The sequence below is a fragment of the Lysobacter sp. A378 genome, assembly GCF_054052125.1.
This window is the reverse complement of the sequence record NZ_JBSVRK010000002.1, coordinates 1,221,156-1,242,539: the sequence shown is the minus strand read 5'-3', so window position 1 is coordinate 1,242,539 and position 21,384 is coordinate 1,221,156. Positions and strand designations below refer to the sequence as shown.

Here is a 21,384-nt window from a genome sequence, read left to right as displayed (position 1 = left end):
GACCTTAGAACGAGCCGCCAAAGGTGAACTGCAAGCGCTCCAGGTCATCGCTGTCTTCCTTCTTGATCGGGAAGGCGTAGCTGATCGTGATCGGCCCCATCGGCGAGCGCCACATCAGGGCAAGACCGGTGGAAGCGCGCAGTTCGCCGGCGTCAAAGGCGTCGATATCGGTATACACGTTGCCGAAATCAACGAACGCCGACGCCCGTGCCGCAGAACTGTCGATCAGCGTGGGGAAGATCATTTCCACAGACCCGGTCGTCTTCAGCGAGCCGCCGATGGGCTGCAGGTAAGAGGTGTTGCTTGCCGACTCGCGCGGACCCAGGGTGTTGTCGGTGAAGCCGCGAACCGAGCGCGTACCACCGGCGTAGAAGTTCTCGAAGAACGGCAGGCCGTCGGCGGTGACGGTCTTTACGTAATCCGGAGAACCCGGTCCGCAGGGGTCGGAAGGCGTCGCTCCCGGGGCGAGAACTGGTGGTGTCTTCGGGTCGTTGTCATGGTCGACCAAGGTCGGGGCCGAGTAACAGATGTCGCGGACGAAGGCATCGCCGTAGCTGTCGCCGTAACCCAGTTCCATCCGGGTATTGAGCACCAGGTGGCGTGAGATTGGCCAGAACTTCGAGAAGCTGTAGTTGAGCTTGAAGTACTCGACGGTTGATCCCGGTAGCGCGGCTTCCAGCCACACGCGCTGCGTTGAGCCGCGGGTCGGGGTCAATGCGCTGTTGAGCGTATTGCGGGCCCAGCCGATCTCGCCGCGCCAGGCGTGGAACGTGCGTTGGCCCACCGCATCGATGTAATCCACGATGGAGTCGGGCGTGACCCCGCGGTAGGCAAAAATCTGGTTGCTGTCGATGCCGAGCATCGCGGTGAAACTGTCGGTCTCGGTGATTGGCACGCCCAGCACCATCTGACCCATGCCGCTGGTGGAGGAATAGCGTGCGGTGTTGAAGTTGGAGTTGTTGAACTCGCTCCAGCGCAGGTTGTAACCCAACGAGACCCCGTTATCGGTGAAATACGGGTTCAGGAAAGAGAAGTCATAACGCTGCAGGTAGTCGTTGCGCTGCGCCTGTACCGCGATGCGGTTGCCGCTGCCGAGGAAGTTGTCCTGCGAGACCTGGACCTGGGTGCTCAATCCGCTCAGCTGCGAGTAACCCAAGCCGAACATGAAGCTGCCGGCGGCTACTTCGTTGAGGGTGTAGACCACGTCGACCTGGTCATGGCTGCCGGGCACTGGCGTGGTCTCGACGTCGACCTTGTCGAAATAGCCCAGGCCCTGGATACGGATCTTGGAGCGGTCGATGGCCGCCTGTGAATACCACGTCCCTTCGAACTGGCGCATCTGCCGGCGCAACACTTCGTCGGCGGTGCGCGAGTTGCCCTTGAACACCACCCGGCGCACGTTCACGCGCGGCCCAGGCACGACCTGCAGGGAAATGGCGACGGTCTGATCCTCGGCGTTCACGCTCGGGATCGGATTTACCTGCGCGAATGCGTAGCCGACGTTGCCCAGGGTTGCCGTGATCGAGTCGGACGTGATCTCGAGCAGGCGACGCGAGAAGATCTGGTCGGGCTTGACCAGTACCAGCTTCTCGATTTCTTCTTTCGGCAGCACGGTATCGCCGCTGATCTCGACCGAGGAGATTTTGTACTGCTCACCCTCGGTGATGCCGGCGGTGAGGAACATGTCCTGCAGGTCGCGGCTGATCGCCACCTGGGTGGAGTCGAGACTGAAATCGACGTAACCGCGATCCAGGTAGAAATTGCTCAGCTTTTCCAGGTCGCCGGAGAGCTTCTCGCGCGAGTACTGGTCATCGCGGCGGTACCAGCTCAGCCAATTGTGCTCGCCGGACTCCCAACTCTCGGTAATCTGCTCTTCGTCGAACAGCTCGTTGCCGACCAGGTTGATGTGCCGGATCTTGGCCGCCTTGCCTTCGTCCACGGCAATGGTCACGTCGACCCGGTTGCGGGCAAGGGTGGATACGCTGGGGCTGATCTTGACGTTGTATTTGCCGCGGTTGTTGTATTGCCGCGTCAACTCCTGGGTGACGCGGTCCAGGCTCAGCCGGTCGAAGGTGTTGCCTTCCGTCAGTCCGATGTCGTTCAGGCCTTTCATCAAGTCGTCGGTCTTGATGTCCTTGTTGCCGGTGAGGGTCAGCTTGTTGATCGCAGGACGTTCAGTGACCGTGACCACCAGGATGTTGCCCTGGTGGCCAATCTGGACGTCTTCAAAGAAGCCGGTTGTGTACAGCGCGCGGATGGCCTCTCCGGCCTTGGCCGGGTCGACGGTGTCGCCACGCTCGATCGGCAGGTAGGTGAATACGGTACCTGCGGAAATGCGCTGCAGGCCGTCGACGCGGATATCACTGACCGTGAACGCGCTGCCGGGATCCGCCGCGGCAGGCGGTGCCGCCGTGGTCGATGGTGCGGTAGTCGTCTGTGCCGTGGCATTCAACGTCGGTACCGTGGACAACGCCGAGGCAAGTGCAATAGCAAGCAGGCGGCGGGGAATGGGTCGCGTCATCATCACGTCCGGTTGGGGTGCGGTTGCGCGGTCAGGACCGGCAGCAGGGCAGGCGGGTTGGAGAAGTTGGTCGACAATCAGTGCACCAGGTTGTTCACGATGTCGTTGTAGAAAGCCAGGCCCATCAAGCCGACGATCAATGCAAGACCGATATATTGGCCAAGCGCCATCGTCCGTTCGCTGACCGGGCTGCCCTTGACCAACTCGATAAGGTAATACAGCAGGTGACCGCCGTCCAAGATCGGGATTGGCAACAGGTTCAGGATGCCCAGGCTCAGCGAGAGCATGGCCAGCAGCGAGAGGAACCACGCGGGGCCCTGGTCGGCATAGGCATTGGCAGCGCGGGCGATGGTAATCGGGCCTGCGATGGTGTTTTCTATCTCGACCCGGCCGGTGAACGCGCGGCCGATCATGGCGAGCAACTCGCTGGTCTGGTGGACGGTTTCGCGCAGCGCCGCAGGGATCGCCGCCACCGGGCCGTAATGCAGTTCCGCGTCCATCGGGGGCATCGGCGGCCGCGCCGCGGCAATGCCCAGCGCCCAGTAGGAATCGCCGCCGTCGGCAGGCCGGGTCAGGGTTGGCTGCAACTCCAGCGCGAGTCGATCGCCATCGCGCTCGACTTCGATCATCGCCTCACCACCGCGCTCGCCCAGGTCCTGGATCAATGGGCCAAGGTCGCCCCAGGCATGGACGGGAATGCCGTCGATGGCTCGGATCAGGTCGCCTTCCGCGAGCACGCCCCAGGCGGGGGTGTCCGGAGCGACGCGGCCGACCAGCGGGGGCACCAGCAGATGATGCGGGATCAGGCCCATCGCCTCGATTGCGCGGCGCTCGTCGAACTGCGCCGGCAGTTCGGACAACGCCAGCGTGCGGGTCGCCTCGTCACCGGTATCGGTGGATACGTGCAACTGGATGTCGGCGTGATCCAGGGCCGCCGGGATCAGGGCCAGTTGGACGTCACTCCAGGTCGGCGTCTGGCGATCGCCAATCCGGGTGATGGTGTCGCCGCGTTGCAGCCCGGCCGCCGCGGCGATGCCGTCAACGTGGCCGACCACCGGCTGGTAGTCGGGTCGACCGATCACGAACATCGCCCACAACAGCGCCACGCACAGGATCAGGTTGGCCAGCGGTCCGGCGATCACGATCGCGATCCGCTTCCATACCGACTGGCGGTTGAATGCCTGCGCGAGCTGTTCGGGTGGCAGATCCGCGGCGCCCTGCTCGTCGAGCCGCGACTCATCGAGCATGCTGACGTAGCCACCCAGCGGGATAGCGGCGATGGCGTACTCGGTGCCATCGGCGCCGCGACGCATCCACAGCGGCTTGCCGAAGCCGACCGAGAAGCGCAGTACCTTCACTCCGCAACGGCGCGCCACCCAGTAGTGGCCGAACTCGTGGAACGTGACCAGCACGCCGAGACTGACGATGAGCCACCAGATCGAACCGAGTAGTTCAGCCATGCGTCGAGTTCCGGTTCATGTCGCCGTTGGCAGCCACGGCCTGACTCGCATGGCGGCGGGCCCGGGCATCGGCGTCGTGCAGGCATTCCAGTGAATCCGCTGCCGAGGCAGGGATCGCCGCGAGGGTGTCTTCGACCAGCGCGGCAATGGACAGGAAGCCTATGCGTCGCTGAAGAAACGCTGAAACCACGACCTCGTTGGCGGCATTCAGCATCGCCGGAGCGGTGCCGCCGGCCGCCAATGCGTCGAATGCCAGCCGCAGGCACGGGAACGCTGCCAGGTCGGGTGCCTCGAAATCCAGTCGCCCGCCCTGGGCCAGCAGGTCCAGGCCGGAGACACCGGAGGTGATGCGACGTGGCCAGCCGAATCCAACGGCCAGCGCGGTGCGCATGTCGGGCAGGCCGAGCTGGGCCAGGGTGGAGCCGTCAATGAACTCCACCATCGAGTGCACCAGGCTTTGCGGGTGCACCAGCACGTCGATCCTGTTGCCGGGCACGCCGAACAGGTGATGCGCCTCGATCACCTCCAGCCCCTTGTTCATCAAGGTGGCCGAGTCGACGGAAATTTTTGGCCCCATCGACCATTTGGGGTGGCGGATCGCCTGCTCGACGGTGACGTCGGCCAACGACTCGCGTGAACGACCCCGGAACGGCCCGCCGGATGCCGTCAGGATGATCCTGGCCAGGCCAAAGCTGGCCGGCGTGCCTGCCTGGTCGGCAGCGTCGGACTGTCGACCGTCAACCGGAAAACACTGGAATATCGCGTTGTGCTCGCTGTCGACCGGCACGATGGTGGCCCCGCCTTCGCGGGCGGCCGCCATCAACAGCTCGCCGGCCAACACCAGCGACTCCTTGTTGGCCAGTAGCAGGCGTTTGCCCGCACGCGCTGCGGCCAGGGTCGACGGCAGGCCGGCGGTGCCGACGATGGCCGCGACCACGGTGTCGCAGGCATCACTGGCCGCCAATGCCTCGATCGCCTCTGCGCCAGCGTGCGCCCGGGTGTCGAGCCCGGCTTCGCGCAAGCCGTCGCGCAACGCCGGGAAGCAGGCCTCGTCCGCGATCGCGGCATGGCGGGGTCGATGCCGCCGGCACAGCTCCAGCAACGCTTCCACGTTGCGTCCCGCCGCCAGCACGGTCGCGCGCAGGTGCCCGGGATGGCGACCGATCACGTCCAGCGCCGACGCCCCGATCGAGCCGGTGGCGCCCAGGACGGCGACCTCACGCATGGCAGTTGCGACCGGCATCAGAAGCCCAGCACGGCCTTGCCCAGCGCAAACGCGGGCAGGGCAGCCAACACGCCATCCAAACGGTCCAGGATGCCGCCGTGGCCGGGGATTACGTTGCCCGAATCCTTCACCCCGGCGTGGCGTTTGAGCAGGCTTTCGAACAGGTCACCGACCACCGAGAACAGCGTGGCAATCAGTGCCACCAGTGCAATCGCCGGCAATTGCGCGGTGGTGGCGCCGGCCAACAACGACATCACCACGCCTGCGGTGACCCCGGCGACCACGCCGCCGACCAGGCCTTCGATGGTCTTGTTGGGGCTGATCAGCGGCGCGAGCTTGCGGCCCTTGAACAGCTTGCCGCCGAACCGGCGTCCGGCGAAATAGGCGCCGCTATCGGCCGCCCACACCACCATCAGCGCGGTCAGCAGCCAGAAGTGGCCGTTGGGCGTGCTGGCGTGGATCCAGGCCAGCGCGCACCAGGCGGGAATCATCGCCAACGCGCCGGCGAACAGCTTGAACACGCGTGCATGGGTGGCATGGTCGCTGGCGAATCGCGGCCGTCCCAGCCAAAACAGCGCCAGGAACCACCAGAGCATGCCGATCAAGGTCATCAGCTCCAGCAACGCAAAGCTGAAACCCCGGGTTGAGCGCGACGCCCACACCAGGGCAACCATCAGCGCCAGATGAGCCAGCAGCAGTACGGTACGGGCGAGGGTGTCCTCGATATCGGCCAGATCGAACCATTCCCACAGGCCCAGCAGGAAGACGACCGCGGCCAGTGCCATCAACCATTCCGTTGGCAGCAGCAGGATCGCGGAGATCGCGACCGATGCCATTACCAGCGCGGCGATCAGGCGGATACGGGTCATGTTGGCATCTCGTTGGAGTTGGCGACCTGCGCGCCAGTGAGGCCAAAACGGCGTTCGCAGGATGCGTAATGGTCGAGTGCACGTTGCAGTGTTGCCGCATCCAGCTCAGGCCACAACAAGTCGGTGAACCACAATTCGGTATAGGCCAGCTGCCACAGCAGGAAATTGCTGATCCGCTGCTCGCCCCCGGTGCGGATGAACAGGTCCGGCGGCGGCAGATCCGCCAGCGACATGCGCGACGACAGCATCGTCTCGTCTATCGTTTGCGGGTCCAACTGGCCGGCGGCGACCTCAAACGCCAGCGAGCGTGCCGCCTGGGTGATATCCCAACGCCCGCCATAGCTGGCGGCGACGGTCAGCTGCAAGCCGGTGTTGGCCAGGGTCTGGGCCTCGGCGGCGTCCATTCGCCGCCCGATGCCCGGGCTGAAGCGATCACGCTCGCCGATGAATCGCACCCGCACGCCGCGGCGATCGAGTTCGTCGACCTCCCGCTCCAGCGCGTTCATGAACAACTTCATCAAGGCGCCGACCTCGGCCTCCGGTCGCCCCCAGTTTTCGCTGGAAAAAGCAAACAGGGTCAGCGCCTGGACGCCCTTGCCGATGCAGAAGTCGATACAGGCATTGACCGCGCGCGCACCGGCGCGATGTCCGATGACGCGTGGTCGGCCACGACGCTCCGCCCAGCGGCCGTTGCCGTCCATGATGACGGCAAGGTGGCGGGGGATGCGTGCACCCGTAATTGGCGGGGAAGGCATGGCAGTGACGGACGCGCTCGTCAAACCGCCATCAACTCCTGTGCCTTGGCCTTGACCACGTCGTCGACGTCCTTGATCGCGGTGTCGGTCAACTTCTGGATTTCGTCTTCGACCCGCCGTACGTCGTCTTCGCTGGCTTCCTTTTCCTTCAGCAGTTCCTTGACCTGCTGGTTGGCGTCGCGGCGGATGTTGCGGATCGCGACCTTCGAATCTTCACCTTCACCGTGGACCATCTTGGACAGGTCACGGCGGCGCTCCTCGGTCAGCGCTGGCAGGTTGATGCGGATCACGGTGCCGGCGGTATTGGGTGTCAGGCCAAGATCGGAGTTGATGATCGCCTTTTCCACCGCCGCGACCATGGGCTTTTCCCACGGGGTGATGGTGAGTGAGCGGGCGTCGTTGACGGCGATGCTGGCGACTTGGCCCAGCGGCATCTCCGAACCGTAGTAGTTGACTTTCAAATGGTCGACCAGCGAGGTCGATGCGCGGCCGGTCCGGACCTTGGTCATGGACTGGCGCAGCGCATCGATGCTCTTGTTCATGCGGGTCTGGGCGTCTTTCTTGATCTCGTTGAGCATCGCCGGCTCCGGTGCTGTGCGGTAATCGCGGAAGTATAGCGAACCCCGCCCCATCCCGGCCGCCGGAGTCATTGCCCGTGCGGCGCACGATCGTGCAGGTCGTGCTCGCACGACTGTCCATGCTCGATCTGCAAGGTCGGGTGGTTGATGCCGAAACGCTGGTCCAGCTGGTGGTTGAGCGCATCGATGAATTGGTCGTGGTCAGCGCTGGCCGGACGTACCAGGTGCGCCGTCATCGCGATCTCGCCGGCTCCCAGCGACCAGATGTGCAAGTGGTGGATCGCACTTACCCCGGGTTGCCCGCGCAGGAATTCGAGCACCTCGGCGCGGTCCACTGCACGCGGTACCGCATCCATCGCCGCGTTGAAGCTCTCACGCAGCAACCCGAATGCGCCCAGCGCCACGACCACGCCGACCAGCAGCGCGGTGGCCGGGTCCAGCCACGCCCAGCCCAGCCACCACATGCCCGCACCCGCCAGCACCGCGGCCAGCGAGACCGCCGCGTCCGCCACCAGGTGCAGGAACGCCCCGCGCCGGTTGAGATCGTGCTCGTGCCCATCGCGCACCAGCCAGGCCGCGCCCAGGTTGACGGCAATGCCCAGCGTCGCCACCAGCATTACCGGCAGTGCAGGAACCGCGGGCGGGGCATCAAAGCGGCGGATCGCCTCCCAGCCCAGGGCGCCGGAGAACGCCACCAGCAGCACCGCGTTGGCCAGTGGCGAGAGCAGGGTGGCCCGGCGCCAGCCATAGGTGTGGGTGTCGGTTGGCGCGCGCTTGGCCAGCACCGCGGCGCCCCAGGCCAAGCCGAGCCCCAGCACGTCGCCCAGGTTGTGCAGCGCGTCCGACAGCAGCACCAGTGAATTGGTGGCAAAGCCGTACCCGGCCTCCAGCGCCGTGTAGGCCAGGTTGACCAGGGTGATGACCGCGAACGTCCGGGTCGCGTGGGAATGCGGGTGCGAGTGCATGCGCCGATCCTGTCACGCGGCTGCGGTGGACACTATTTCACCGCCGCAGCTACTGCCGTGCGGGGATCAACGGGTCAACTGCGGCCCTGGACCAGGGTTCCGATGTCCTCGCCACGCAGGATCTTCAGCAACTCGCCCGGCTGGCTCATGTCGAAGATCCGCAGCGGCAGGTCGCTGTCGCGCGCCAATGCGAACGCGGCGGTGTCCATTACCTGCAGGTTGCGCTTGATGACGTCGTCATAGGTGAGCTTGTCGTAGCGCACCGCATCGTCATGCTTGTTCGGATCCTTGTCGTACACGCCGTCGACCTTGGTGGCCTTGAGCAACAGGTCCGCCCCGATCTCGATGGCACGTAACGCGGCGCCCGAGTCGGTGGTGAAGAACGGTGCGCCGACGCCGGCGGCAAAGATCACCAGTCGGCCTTTTTCCAGGTGGCGGATCGCGCGCCGGCGGATGTAGTCCTCGCAGACGTCATTGATCTTGATCGCGCTCATTACCCGGGCCTTGGCGCCGAGCTTCTCCAGCGCGTCCTGCATGGCCAGGGCGTTGATCACCGTGGCCAGCATGCCCATCTGGTCGCCGGTGACCCGGTCCATCCCGCCGGCTGCCAATCCCGCGCCGCGGAAGATGTTGCCACCGCCGATCACCAGCGCGACCTCCGCTCCGGCGGCCTGCGCCTCCATCACCTCACGCGCGAGCCGATGGATCACCAGCGGGTCGATGCCGTAGTCCTCGCAACCCATCAACGCCTCGCCGGACAGCTTCAACAGGATGCGGCGATAGGCGAGCTGGGACATGAAGACCTCTTGATGAATGGCAACCAGAGAGATTGTACGGGAAGCACAGCACCGCTCGCCTGCTCATGTCGAGTCGGCTGGAAGGGGGCGCTCGCAGGTAAAAACGGACGGGCATCACGACATTATTTTCAAGTGCTGTATCGGTGGAGACGTGCTTATTAAATGTGACTTAAGTCACAGTTCAACAAATCAGGTAATTAATATGTTGTTAAGGGTCGGTGTGGAAAGCCATAGTCGCCCTGCCCGTTTGGGCCATCCATTGGCAGTGTTTGAGGGAGTAACCACGTGTCGAAACCATCTATCCATCGTATTTTGCGTCGCAGCGCGTTGACCGTTGCGCTTGGTCTTTGCTTCGCTGGTGCCGCGCAGGCCCAGAGTACTTCCGGCGGCATCAGCGGCATTGTCGCGGGCGGGGAAGGCAGCACCATCGTCATTTCGAACAACAGCGGTTTCAGCCGTACCGTGTCGTCCGATGCGTCGGGTCGCTACAGCGTTGGCTCGTTGCCGATCGGTGAATACACGGTGGCCGTGCAGCGTAATGGCCAGACGGTGGGGACCAAGGACATCACCGTCATCGTCGGCAGGACGGCAGAGGTCTCCTTCGCCGGCGGTGGTACCACGACTCTGGGGACCGTTAGCGTTACGGCCGCCAACGTTCCGGCGATTGACATCACCGCGCTCGACACCCGGACCATTGTCACGGCTGCGCAACTGGAACGCCTGCCGATCCAGCATTCAGCTGAAAGCATTGCCTTGCTGGCGCCAGGCGCCAACGCGGGTGCCGGTGGATTTTTCGGTACCAGCGTGTCGTTCGGCGGCGCTGGCGTGTCCGAGAATGCCTATTACATCAACGGCTACTTCTCCGGCGAGCCGCTGTCCAACATCGGCGGCTTCAGCATGCCGTACAACTCCATCGCCCAGCAGGAAACCTACACTGGCGGCTATAGCGCCCAGTACGGTCGCTCCGACGGCGGCGTGATCAACCAGATCGGCAAGAGCGGCACCAACGAGGTTCACTTCGGTGGCCAGGTCACCTGGACTCCAAAGGCTTCACGTTCAGATCAGAGGGATATCTATTATCCGGACCTGGATTTCTCCGAAGCCAATTCCAATCCGAATATCCCGCTCATGCCGGAGCGCGACGCAGCCGGCGATATCGTCACGGATGCGAATGGCGACGTCGTCTATACCGATGAGACGTACCAGTACGCTTATGGCGATCCCGGTTCGGCAGGCACCCTGTACAGCCGGGACAGCGAGGACGAGGATTGGCGCTATACCTTGAGCGGTTACATCAGCGGTCCGCTGATCAAGGACCGTCTGTTTGCCTTCGTGGCGGCCGAGTGGGAGGAGAGGAATACCAACACCACTCCGGAATCGGGCGGTACCAGCAGCACGCACAACATCAGGACAGATCCGAAGATCTACGCCAAGCTCAACTGGAACATCAGTGACAACCATCTGCTGGAATATTCCTACATGCATGAGGATAACCGCAGGAAAGGCCGTCTTTACGAGTACGATTTTGACACTGGTACCGAAGGTGCCCAGCTCTCGAATGCGTATCCGACGGAACTGCGGACGCGCAGCGATTTCTCGATCTTCAAGTACACGGGCTATCTGACCGACAGCCTGACGCTGAATGCCACATACGGCCAAGCTGATTTCCTGAACCAGAGTTTGGTCTACAGCGTTCCGGGTCAAGCGTATCTGTTTGGCACCATCAACCAGGACCCGAGGATCACCGGAGGTGATCCGATTAACAACGACATCAAGGGCTACCGTGGCCGCGATGGCCGCGACAACACCAGTGGCCTGCGTGCGGATCTGGAATGGCTGGTCGGCGACCATACCCTGACCGTGGGTATCGACAACCTGAAGACGGAGGCCGAGAACGAAGGCAACGCGCAGATCAATCCGTCCTGGCAATACAGCAAAGCGGCCGGCAACATCGTTCCTGCGCTGGGTGTCGGCAGTCCGGTGTCGGCGGCCAACCCGGATGGCTACTACGTCAACAGCCTCGTCTACTTCGACTCCACCAGCATGACCCTGGACCAGAAAGCCTGGTTCCTGGAAGACCGCTGGCAGATGACCGACAACTTCCTGCTTTCCGTGGGTATCCGCAACGACCAGTTCACCAACTCGAACAACGTCGGTGAGGTCTACATGGACGCCAAGAATCAGTGGGCTCCGCGCCTGGGTGCCAGCTGGGACGTGTTCGGTGATTCCTCGTTCAAGCTGTTCGCCAACGCCGGCCGCTACTTTCTGGCCATGCCGAACAACGTGGCGATCCGTGGCGCTTCGGCTTCGACATACACCCGCCAGTATTACACCTACACGGGCATCGATCAGTACGGCAATCCAACCGGCCTGACTGAGGTTCCGGGTGTCGATGGCGCGCCGCCTCCGGGCCCCGTGTCGGCCAACGGCGAGTATGGCGAACCGGTGGACGTGCTGGCATTCGCGCCCAAGGATATGGAGAACATGTACCAGGACGAGTACATCCTGGGGTTCGACAAGACCTGGGGCGAAAGCTGGGCCTATGGTGCGAAGCTGACCTATCGTGACCTGAAGTCCTCGATCGATGACGTATGTGATTCCGGCAAGATAGCGGCCAAGATGACAGAGATCGGTTTGGATCCCGATAGCGTGGAAATCGCCGGCTGCTACATGTTCAACCCGGGCGGCACCAATACCTTCAGCCTGGCAAACGTCGATGGCTCGGGCCGCACCGAAGTCAAGATGTCGGGCTCGGATTGGGGCTTCGAACAGGGAACCACGCGCACCTACAAGGCGATTGACCTATATCTGGAGCGTCCGTTCGACGGCAAGTGGGAAGTCCGCGTTGACTACACCTACAGCAAGCTGGAGGGCAACAACGAGGGCCAGGTGAAGTCCGAGTTCGGGCAGGACAACATCTCCAAGACCCAGGATTGGGACGCGGCCGAGATAATGGCGTTCTCGGATGGTTATCTGGCCAACGACCGTCGGCATCAGCTGAAGGTCCGCGGCAGCTACGAGATCACCCCGGAATGGATGGTCAGCGGCAAGCTCCGAGTCCTCTCCGGCATGCCGATCAGCTGCCTGGGCTACTACAGCCCGGATGGCAGCATCGACGAGAGCTCGACCGCAGGTGATCCCATCGGTTATGGCTCCAGCTACCACACCTGCTTCGGCCAGGTGCGGACGCCGGGCGAGGAACGTACCTCATGGACCCATCCGCTTGATCTGTCGGTGAGCTATCGCCCGGCGATGTTTGACCACAAGCTGGCCTTGGGCCTGCAGGTGTTCAACGTCCTCAACGAGCGCAAGGTTACCCAAGTGCAGGTTCAGGCCGAAACCGACCCGTACACGGTCGACAACACCTTCATGATGCCGCTGTCGCAGCAGACCCCGCGCTATGTGATGTTCACCGCTTCGGTGGATTTCTGATCCTGCAGGCGCAGGGTGTAGTAGCTTCACGCCAGTAAAGAAAAGGCCGGTCCCTGAAGGGGCCGGCCTTTTTCTTGTGGGCTGCATGAACCATGCGTCATTGCCCATAAAAAAAACCGCGGTTGCCCGCGGTTTTTTCATGACTGAAGCTTGAAGTTGGCTTTAAGCCAATCCGGCCTGCTTCATGACTTCGGCGTGGAAGTCGTCGGCCTGCTTCTCGATGCCTTCGCCAACGGCGAGGCGGGCGAAGCTGACCACTTCGGCACCGGCAGCCTTGAGCGTCTGCTCGACACTCTGGTTGGTGTCCAGCACATACGCCTGGCCGGTCAGGCACAGCTCGTTGACGGTCTTGGCGACCTTGCCGGAGATCATCTTTTCGAGGATTTCCGGCGGCTTGCCGGTGTCCTTGACCTGGGCCAGGGCGATTTCCTTCTCCTTGGCGATGAAGTCGGCGGGGACGTGGGCCGGCGAGATATACGGAGGATTCATTGCCGCGACGTGCATGGCCAGGCCGCGGGCGAGGGCGTCTAGGTCGGAGCCGGGGTTGCCGCCCTTCAGCTCGACCAGCGCGCCGATGCGGCCACCGTGGACATACGCGGCAAGCGTGTTTTCGCTGTCGACACGGGCCATGCGCCGGACCTGCAGGTTCTCGCCAACCTTGGCGATGAGCGCCGAACGGGCCTCGTCAACGGTCTCGCCGGAAGCCAGCTTGGTGGCCTTCAAGGCGTCGATGTCGGCGGCCGCCAGGGCGGCGTTGGCGACGGTCTCGGTGAAGTTGATGAAGTTCTCATCCTTGGCGACGAAGTCGGTTTCGGAATTGATCTCCACCAGTACCGCCTTGCCATCGGCCTGGGCGGCGGCGACGCGGCCCTCGGCGGCGACACGGTCGGCCTTCTTGTCGGCCTTCGCCAGTCCCTGCTTGCGCAGCCATTCCGCGGATGCCTGGATGTCGCCATTGTTCTCGATGAGGGCTTTTTTGCACTCCATCATGCCGGCGCCGGTACGCTCGCGCAGCTCCTTGACCTGGGAGGCTGTGATCTCTGCCATGGGGTTTTACCTCGGTGTTCTGGGGGGATAGAGCCGTCGCGCGAGTGTCGCGCGACGGCGTGACAGCGGCCTTACTTCGTGGCGGGCGTGTCGCTGGCCGGCTGGTCTTCGGCTGCCTTGGCGTCGGTTGCAGGCGCAACGTCTTCAGCTTCGGCGGTATCGGCCTTCACTTCTGCATCAGCGGCTTTCGGCGCGTCGTCGGCTTCCGCAGCAGCCTTCGGTGCTGCCGCCTTCTTGGCCGGAGCGCGGCGTGGCGCCTTGTCGGTGCCACCCTCGATGAAGTCTTCCTCGCGCACGCTGGCAGCCGACGGCGCAGCCGCCTTGCCTTCCAGCACCGCGTCGGCAGCGGCACGGGCGTACAACTGCACGGCGCGGATGGCGTCGTCGTTGCCCGGGATCGCGTAATCGACCAGGGTGGGGTCGTAGTTGGTATCGACCACGGCGATGACCGGGATGCCGAGCTTCTTGGCCTCCTTGATCGCGATGTCCTCATGGCCGATGTCGATCACGAAGATCGCGTCGGGCAGGCGGTTCATTTCCTTGATCCCGCCGAGCGAGGCCAGCTTCTTGTCGCGCTCGCGCTGCAGGCCGAGCACTTCGTGCTTGACCAGCTTCTCGAAGGTGCCATCGGTCTCGGCCGCTTCCAGCTCCTTCAGGCGCGCCACCGACTTCTTCACCGTGGCGAAGTTGGTCAGGGTGCCGCCGAGCCAGCGCTGGGTCATGTACGGCATGCCGCAACGCTCGGCTTCTTCCTTGATCGATTCGCGGGCGCTGCGCTTGGTGCCCAGGAACAGGATGACGCCGCGCTTCTGGGCGACGCCGGAGATGAAGTTCATCGCGTCGTTGAACAACGGGACGGTCTTCTCGAGGTTGATGATGTGGATCTTGCCGCGCGCACCGAAGATGTACGGGCTCATCTTCGGGTTCCAGTAACGGGTCTGGTGGCCGAAATGGACGCCGGCTTCCAGCATCTGGCGCATCGTGATCTGGGGCATTGGTGTAACTCCGATAAGGGAATCCGGCCGCCGGATAGGGTGGGGCGGCTGTCTCGGCGTGAACCGAGGCAAGGATTCCGGGGTTGGACTTCCCCGCTGCCTCCGTGACCGAACCTCGAGGCAACAAGCCTTGAAGCACCCCGGCACGGGCTTTGACAGCAGGTGTGTATTCGCCGGTGACGCCCGGCGTGGGCGAATCGCCAAGGCAGCGCCGTGGTGATCCGGGCAAGTATAGGGGTTGCCGACTGCGGTACGCAATTGCCGGCTCGTTTCGGTCCCGACAGGTCCGTCGCGAAGCGCCAATAGCTCGGTCAAGCGCCTTCCCAAGACCCGCAACGGGCAAGGGCTCATATAACGCAGGCAGATGGGCGATAATGTCCGGATGCCAGTCAATATAAAAACCCCCGAAGACATCGAGAAGATGCGTATCGCCGGCCGTCTGGCCGCTGAAGTCCTGCAGGTTGTCGCCCCGCATGTGAAGCCGGGCGTGACCACCGAGGAACTTGATCGCATCTGCCACGACCACATCATCAATGTGCAGAAGGCGACCCCGGCCAACGTTGGTTACAAGGGCTTTCCCAAGACCGTCTGCACCTCGGTGAACAACGTCATCTGCCACGGCATCCCCAACGAGGCCAAGGTGCTCAAGGACGGCGATATCGTCAATATCGACGTCACCGTGATCAAGGACGGGTGGCATGGCGACACCAGTCGCATGTATATCGTCGGGACCCCTTCGGTGCTGGCCCAGCGCCTGGTCGATGTCACCCGCGAGGCGATGTTCCGCGGCATCAGGGTGGTGAAGCCCGGTGCGACCCTGGGGGACGTCGGTCATGCGATCCAGCAGTACGCGGAGTCCGAGCGCTTCAGCGTGGTGCGCGAGTACTGCGGCCACGGCATCGGCAAGGTCTATCACGACGAGCCGCAGGTGCTGCATTACGGCCGTGCGGGCGAAGGGCTGGTGCTGGAGGCGGGAATGACCTTCACCATCGAGCCGATGATCAATGCCGGCAAGCGCCATACCCGGGTCCTGCCGGACGGCTGGACGGTGGTCACCAAGGACCGTTCGCTGTCAGCGCAATGGGAACACACGGTGCTGGTCACCGATGATGGCGTGGAGATCCTGACCCGCGTGCCAGGCGACGACAACGACCTATGAGCGACCCCGACCCTGGCGCCATTCAGGGCGGACAACAGGATGCGACATGGGCGGCCAGTGCCCGTGATGAGTTGGCCGTGCATGACGCCGGTTTTGCGGCCCGTTTCGACGCTGATGCCGACATCGACCGGTTGCTGGCCGAGCGTGCGGCGGCGGTGGATGTCGTGGTGCAGGCGGCGTGGCAGCGGAGCATCCCCGCGGACGCGGAGCTGGCGTTGTTCGCCGTGGGCGGCTACGGCCGTGGCGAGTTGTACCCGCAATCGGATATCGACCTGCTGGTGATGGCTGAGCCGGCGGCGTCCCGGGCCCACGCCGATTCGCTGGCCCGGTTCTTTGCCTTGCTGTGGGATTCCGGGCTGCCGGTCGGCCATGGCACGCGTTCGCTTGAGCAATGCACCGAGGCCTCGATCGAGGACATCACCGTGTTGACGGCGTTGCTGGAGGCGCGCCCGCTGGCCGCCAACGAGCATGAGCGCCGCGAGTTGCAAGGCGCGGTATCGCCCCGGCTGGTGTGGCCACCGCAGCAGTTCTTCGAAGCCAAGCGCGCCGAGTTGCGCGAGCGTCATGAGCGTTTCGACGACACCGCCGACAACCTGGAGCCCAACCTCAAGGAAGGCCCGGGTGGTTTGCGCGACGTGCAGACCCTGAACTGGATGGCGCTGCGGATCATTGGTACCGCCGACATGGAGTCGCTGGTCGCCTTTGGCCAGCTTGGCGCCGACGAGGTCGCCACCCTGGAGCGCGAGCGACGTGCGCTGGCGCGGCTGCGCTACGGCTTGCACCTGGTGGCCGGCAAGCGCGAAGAGCGGTTGCGTTTCGACTACCAGAAGTTGCTGGCGACCCGCCTGGGTTTCGAGGACGTGGGCGGCACCCTGGCGGTCGAGCAGATGATGCAGGGCTTCTACCGCAACGCCTCGCTGGTGCTGCGCATTGGCGAGCGCCTGCTGCAGCGCTTCGAGGAACAGTTGGAAGGCGAAGCCGAACCCGAACCGCTGGATGACCTGTTCGAATTACGCCGGGGCTACCTCGCCGCGCGCGACCCCGAGTGGCCGCACACCCCCGAGCAGGTGTTTGCGTTGTTCGCGACCTGGGCCGCGCGCGGTGAGTTGAGCGGCCTGCATTCGCATACTGCGCGGGCGTTGGCCGAGGCGCTGCCGACGTTCCCGGATTTCGGTCATGCAGCGCCAGCGCTGCGGCAGCAGTTCATGAAATTGCTGCGTGGCACGCAACCGGTCCGCACGCTGACCCGGATGGCGCGGCTGGGCGTATTGGGGCGCTGGATTCCGGCATTCCTGCAGGTTTCCGGGCGGATGCAGTTCGACCTGTTCCATGTCTATACCGTCGACCAGCACACCCTTGCGGTGCTGCGCAACCTGGCGTCGTTCGCGTCCGGCGGGCCGAGTGACCGTTTTGCGTTGGCCCACGAGGTCTGGCCACGATTGCGCAAGCCGGAACTGCTGTTGCTGGCGGCCCTGTTCCACGACATCGCCAAGGGGCGTGGCGGTGATCATTCGGTGTTGGGGGGCGAGGATGCGCGAGTGTTCTGCACCGCCATGGAGCTGACCGAGGTCGATACCGCATTGGTCGAATGGCTGGTACGCAAGCATCTGCTGATGTCGATGACCGCGCAGAAGCAGGACATCGCCGACCCGGACGTGATCCACCGCTTCGCCACCGCAGTTGCCGACCGCGAACGGCTGGACCACTTGTACCTGCTGACCTGCGCCGACATCGCCGGCACCTCGCCGAAGCTGTGGAATGCGTGGAAGGACCGGTTACTGGCCGACCTGTATGCCGCTACCCGGCTGGCGCTGCGACGCGGCCTGGAGAATCCCCTGGACGCCGCCGACCGCAGCGCGGAAACACGCCGCGCGGTGCACTCGATGCTGAGCGCGTTCGGCATTGATGATGCCGGGGTTGCCGAGTTGTTCGAGCGCATGCCGGCGTTGTCGTTCCAGCGCGGCCGGCCGGACCAGCTGGCCTGGCAGGCGGCCTCCCTGCGCGGCCTGGCGAGCGGCGGCACGCGGGTCCGGGTACGTGCGGTGGCCGCCCACACCGGTGCGCTGGAGGTGTTCGTGCACTCGCCGGATCGCGACGGACTGTTTGCGGCGATCGTCGCCGTGCTGGACCGCTGCGGCTTGGCGATCCAGCAGGCCAGGGTGCTGGACGGCCCCGACCACACGATCTTCGATACCTTCGAAGTGGTGCCGGTCGATCCGCGCCATGCACCGGTCGCCGATACGGTGGCCAACCGCCTCGCGCTGGCATTGGATGGCGCGCTGGAGGATATCCGGCCGGCCCGCCGCACCTTGCCCCGCCACCTGCGTCATTTCCGGATCCCACCGAGCATCGGTTTCAACGATACCGGCGATGGCCGCAGCACGCTCAGCCTGGTCTGCACCGACCGGCCCGGCCTGCTCGCCGATGTCGCCCAGGCCCTGCGCGACCAGGACCTGCGCGTGCACGATGCACGTATCGCGACCTTTGGCGCCCGCGCCGAGGACGTCTTCCAGATCACCGCCACCGATGCCGACGGCCACAACCAGCCGTTGGACGAGGGCCGCCAGGAGGCGTTGAGCATTGCGCTGCTCGCCTGCATTGAAGGAGAACACCAGTGAGTCCAGGCATTTCCGCGACCGATGAGCTGAGGGTGACCATCGAAGGCGCCTTCGCACGGCGCACCACGTTGACCTCGGCGGAAATCGAAGGCTCCACCCGGCCGGTCGTGGAGCGGGTGATCGAAGGCCTCGAGAACGGCGAGTTCCGCGTTGCCGAGCCCGACGGGGACGGTGGCTGGAAGGTCAATGAGTGGCTGAAAAAAGCCGTGCTGTTGTATTTCCGCACCCAGGACATGGAAGTGGTGGAGTCGTACCCTGCACCGTTCTGGGACAAGATCCCGGCGCGCTTTGGCGATTTCGACGAGGCTGCGTTCCGCCAACTCGGTGCGCGCGTGGTGCCCGGTGCGATCGTTCGTCGCGGCGCCCACATCGGCAAGGACGTGGTGCTGATGCCGAGTTTCGTCAATATCGGTGCGTACGTGGGCGAGGGCAGCATGGTCGACACCTGGGCGACGGTGGGTTCGTGTGCCCAGATCGGCAAGGGGGTTCACCTGTCCGGTGGCGCTGGCATCGGCGGCGTGCTGGAGCCGCTGCAGGCGACGCCGACGATCATCGAGGATCACTGCTTCATCGGCGCGCGTTCGGAGGTGGTGGAAGGTTTCATCGTCGGCCACCACAGCGTGATCGGGATGGGCGTCTTCCTCGGTCAGAGCACCCGCATCTACCACCGCGCGACCGGCGAGATCAGCTACGGTTCGGTGCCGCCATACAGCGTGGTGGTGTCGGGGCAGCTGCCGTCGAAGGACGGTTCGCACTCGCTGTACTGCGCGGTGATCGTCAAACAGGTCGACGCCAGGACCCGCTCCAAGACCAGCATCAACGAATTGTTGCGCGGGCTGGCGGATTAGCTGGATCGCGAACAACGGAAATGACCAACATGACCACTGTCTACGGCCTCACCAACTGCGACACATGCCGCAAGGCGCGCAAATGGCTCGACCGCTTCGGTATCGAGCATGCGTTCGTCGATTACCGCGACCAGCGCCAGGCGCCGGAGACGCTGCTCGAATGGAAGGAGCAGTTGGGCGGCTGGGACGCGATGATCAACAAGTCCTCGACCACCTGGCGCCAGCTGCCCGATAGCCGCAAGGCCCCCGGTTCCGACGCCGAGTGGAAGCTGCTGCTGAAGGAATACCCGCAGTTGATCCGGCGCCCGGTGGTGGTCACCGATGACGGCCAAGTCAGCCAGCGCTTCAGCGACAACGGCTTCAAGGCGCGGTTCGGGATCGACCCGTGAGCGATGTTGTCGATCTTGCCTGCGAGTTGATCTCGCGGCCTTCCGTCACACCGCATGACGGCGGATGCCAAGTGCTGGTTGCCTCGCGACTGGCGAGGGCCGGGTTCGTATGCGAATCGTTTCGTTTTGGCGCCGTCGAGAACCTGTACGCGACCCACGGTGATCCGGCCGCGCCCACCCTGCTGTTGCTGGGCCACACCGACGTGGTCCCGACCGGGCCGCGGGAAGATTGGTCCAGTGATCCATTCGTACCGGAGATCCGCAACGGCGTCCTGTACGGGCGCGGCGCCGCCGACATGAAAGGCAGCGTGGCCGCGTTTGTCGTCGCCGCCGAGCAGTTCGTCGCCGCCCATCCCGGTCACCCCGGCCGCATCGCATTGCTGTTGACCTCCGACGAGGAAGGCGATGCGATCGACGGCGTACGCCGGGTGACCGAGACCTTCCGCGGGCGCGATGAGCGCATCGACTGGTGCATCACCGGCGAGCCGTCATCCACCGCGGTACTGGGGGACCTGTTGCGCGTGGGGCGTCGGGGTAGCCTGACCGGCACCGTGGCCATGCGCGGCGTGCAAGGCCACGTGGCCTATCCCGACAAGGCGCGCAATCCAATCCACCAGGCGCTGCCGGCGCTGGCCGAGCTGGCCGCGCGGGTCTGGGACGACGGTTACCAATCGTTCCCGCCGACCAGTTTTCAGGTCAGCAACCTGCAGGCCGGCACCGGCGCGAGCAACGTGATTCCCGGCGAGCTGCAGGTCCAGTTCAACCTGCGCTACAACCCGACCTGGAGCGCCGCGCAGCTGGAGAGTGAATGCGAGGCGGTACTGCGGGCCCACGCGCTGGATTACACGATTCACTGGCATCGCAGCGGCGAGCCGTTCCATACCCCCGAAGGCCCGCTGCGTGCCGCCGCGCGTGACGTGCTGGCCGGCTTCACCGGCACCGCACCGGAAGAAAGCACCGGTGGTGGCACGTCCGATGCGCGTTTTATCGCGACCCTGGGCACCCAGTGCATCGAGGTCGGTCCGGTCAACGCCAGTATCCACCAGGTCGATGAGCACGTGAGCGTGGCGGACCTGGAAGCCTTGCCCGGACTATATTTGGCCCTGATCGAGCGGTTGCTGCTCGCGGAGACACCATGATCAACAACGACGTACTGCGCAGTATCCGTTTCATGCTCGACCTGAGCGACATCAAGGTGGTGGAGATCACCAGGCTGGCCGATCCTGATTTCCCGATCGAGAAGCTGGATGTGCAGGCGTTCCTGAAGAAGGACGAGGACGCGGACTTCATCGAGTGTCCCGACGACGTCCTCGCGCACTTCCTGGACGGGCTGGTACTGCACTGTCGCGGTCGCGACGAGAGCCTGCCGCCACGGCCGGTGGAAAAGCGGATCACCAACAACATCGTCCTGAAGAAGCTGCGTGTCGCCTTCCAGCTCAAGGACGTCGACATGCACCAGGTCTTCGACGCCGCCGGCTTCCCGATCTCGAAGCCGGAGTTGACCGCATTGTTCCGCCAGGCCGACCACAAGCATTTCCGTCGTTGCGGAGACCAGGTGCTGCGCAATTTCCTCAAGGGATTGACCCTGCGCCTGCGGGGCAGTGAGTAACGGTCAGCTGGGGCAGGACGTCGACGACGTACCTTTAACGCGGCTGTGGTTATACCGAGGGCCTGAAGTCACGCCACCTGTTCGCAGTGCGGCGTGTGCTTTTCGTGGCCTGCGCGT

Annotated in this window: 17 protein-coding genes; 7 read left to right on the top strand and 10 right to left on the bottom strand. The window is 64.2% G+C overall.

Annotated features, from left to right (window positions below; all coding sequences use genetic code 11):
* Positions 1 to 4: 4 nt before the first annotated feature.
* The 8 genes from bamA to pyrH form a co-directional block, all read right to left on the bottom strand.
* Positions 5 to 2,521 carry an outer membrane protein assembly factor BamA gene (gene bamA / locus ACW7G1_RS11490; RefSeq protein ID WP_456979836.1) on the bottom strand — a complete coding sequence of 839 codons (2,517 nt, stop codon included), beginning with the start codon at positions 2,519 to 2,521 and terminating at the stop codon, positions 5 to 7.
* Positions 2,522 to 2,598: 77 nt separating this feature from the next.
* Entirely contained in the window at positions 2,599 to 3,981 is a 1,383-nt protein-coding gene (rseP, locus tag ACW7G1_RS11485) for an RIP metalloprotease RseP (RefSeq protein WP_456979835.1), read from the bottom strand.
* The gene (locus ACW7G1_RS11480) at positions 3,974 to 5,224 is read right to left on the bottom strand and encodes a 1-deoxy-D-xylulose-5-phosphate reductoisomerase (RefSeq protein ID WP_456979834.1); all 1,251 of its coding nucleotides are present in this window, start codon (positions 5,222 to 5,224) and stop codon (positions 3,974 to 3,976) included. Before ACW7G1_RS11480 ends, rseP begins: the two co-directional genes overlap by 8 nt.
* Positions 5,224 to 6,075, bottom strand: coding sequence for a phosphatidate cytidylyltransferase (locus ACW7G1_RS11475; RefSeq protein WP_456979833.1), 852 nt, complete (start codon positions 6,073 to 6,075; stop codon positions 5,224 to 5,226). The genes ACW7G1_RS11480 and ACW7G1_RS11475 overlap by 1 nt, the downstream gene beginning before the upstream one ends.
* Positions 6,072 to 6,830, bottom strand: coding sequence for a polyprenyl diphosphate synthase (uppS, locus tag ACW7G1_RS11470; protein ID WP_456979832.1), 759 nt, complete (start codon positions 6,828 to 6,830; stop codon positions 6,072 to 6,074). The genes ACW7G1_RS11475 and uppS overlap by 4 nt, the downstream gene beginning before the upstream one ends.
* Before the next feature lie 20 nt (positions 6,831 to 6,850).
* Positions 6,851 to 7,408: a ribosome recycling factor gene (gene frr / locus ACW7G1_RS11465; RefSeq protein WP_456979831.1), complete on the bottom strand. Its 558-nt coding sequence runs from the start codon at positions 7,406 to 7,408 to the stop codon at positions 6,851 to 6,853.
* Positions 7,409 to 7,476: 68 nt separating this feature from the next.
* Positions 7,477 to 8,373, bottom strand: a complete 897-nt coding sequence (locus ACW7G1_RS11460) for a cation diffusion facilitator family transporter (protein WP_456979830.1) — start codon at positions 8,371 to 8,373, stop codon at positions 7,477 to 7,479.
* Positions 8,374 to 8,447: 74 nt separating this feature from the next.
* On the bottom strand, positions 8,448 to 9,170 hold the full coding sequence (gene pyrH, locus ACW7G1_RS11455; RefSeq protein ID WP_456979829.1) for a UMP kinase: 723 nt from the start codon (positions 9,168 to 9,170) through the stop codon (positions 8,448 to 8,450).
* Between the two features lie 285 nt (positions 9,171 to 9,455).
* On the opposite strand from pyrH, the gene ACW7G1_RS11450 reads away from it, so the two are divergent.
* Positions 9,456 to 12,602: a TonB-dependent receptor gene (locus ACW7G1_RS11450; RefSeq protein WP_456979828.1), complete on the top strand. Its 3,147-nt coding sequence runs from the start codon at positions 9,456 to 9,458 to the stop codon at positions 12,600 to 12,602.
* A 162-nt stretch (positions 12,603 to 12,764) separates the two neighbouring features.
* Here the strand turns inward: ACW7G1_RS11450 and tsf are convergent, their stop codons facing one another.
* Together tsf and rpsB are read right to left on the bottom strand one after the other, a co-directional pair.
* Positions 12,765 to 13,649 carry a translation elongation factor Ts gene (gene tsf / locus ACW7G1_RS11445; protein ID WP_456979827.1) on the bottom strand — a complete coding sequence of 295 codons (885 nt, stop codon included), beginning with the start codon at positions 13,647 to 13,649 and terminating at the stop codon, positions 12,765 to 12,767.
* A gap of 71 nt (positions 13,650 to 13,720) precedes the next feature.
* Positions 13,721 to 14,644 carry a 30S ribosomal protein S2 gene (rpsB, locus tag ACW7G1_RS11440; RefSeq protein WP_456979826.1) on the bottom strand — a complete coding sequence of 308 codons (924 nt, stop codon included), beginning with the start codon at positions 14,642 to 14,644 and terminating at the stop codon, positions 13,721 to 13,723.
* Positions 14,645 to 15,026: 382 nt separating this feature from the next.
* Between rpsB and map the strand changes: the two genes are divergently transcribed.
* The 6 genes from map to ACW7G1_RS11410 are packed head-to-tail and all read left to right on the top strand — an operon-like array spanning position 15,027 to position 21,267.
* Positions 15,027 to 15,803, top strand: coding sequence for a type I methionyl aminopeptidase (gene map / locus ACW7G1_RS11435; RefSeq protein ID WP_456979825.1), 777 nt, complete (start codon positions 15,027 to 15,029; stop codon positions 15,801 to 15,803).
* Positions 15,800 to 18,421: a [protein-PII] uridylyltransferase gene (gene glnD / locus ACW7G1_RS11430; RefSeq protein WP_456979824.1), complete on the top strand. Its 2,622-nt coding sequence runs from the start codon at positions 15,800 to 15,802 to the stop codon at positions 18,419 to 18,421. Before map ends, glnD begins: the two co-directional genes overlap by 4 nt.
* Positions 18,418 to 19,269, top strand: coding sequence for a 2,3,4,5-tetrahydropyridine-2,6-dicarboxylate N-succinyltransferase (dapD, locus tag ACW7G1_RS11425; protein WP_456979823.1), 852 nt, complete (start codon positions 18,418 to 18,420; stop codon positions 19,267 to 19,269). Before glnD ends, dapD begins: the two co-directional genes overlap by 4 nt.
* Before the next feature lie 29 nt (positions 19,270 to 19,298).
* On the top strand, positions 19,299 to 19,658 hold the full coding sequence (locus ACW7G1_RS11420) for a Spx/MgsR family RNA polymerase-binding regulatory protein (protein WP_456979822.1): 360 nt from the start codon (positions 19,299 to 19,301) through the stop codon (positions 19,656 to 19,658).
* Complete coding sequence (gene dapE, locus ACW7G1_RS11415; protein WP_456979821.1) at positions 19,655 to 20,797, top strand: succinyl-diaminopimelate desuccinylase; 1,143 nt, start codon at positions 19,655 to 19,657, stop codon at positions 20,795 to 20,797. The genes ACW7G1_RS11420 and dapE overlap by 4 nt, the downstream gene beginning before the upstream one ends.
* Positions 20,794 to 21,267: a DUF1456 family protein gene (locus tag ACW7G1_RS11410; protein ID WP_456979820.1), complete on the top strand. Its 474-nt coding sequence runs from the start codon at positions 20,794 to 20,796 to the stop codon at positions 21,265 to 21,267. The genes dapE and ACW7G1_RS11410 overlap by 4 nt, the downstream gene beginning before the upstream one ends.
* The last annotated feature ends 117 nt before the right edge of the window (positions 21,268 to 21,384 follow it).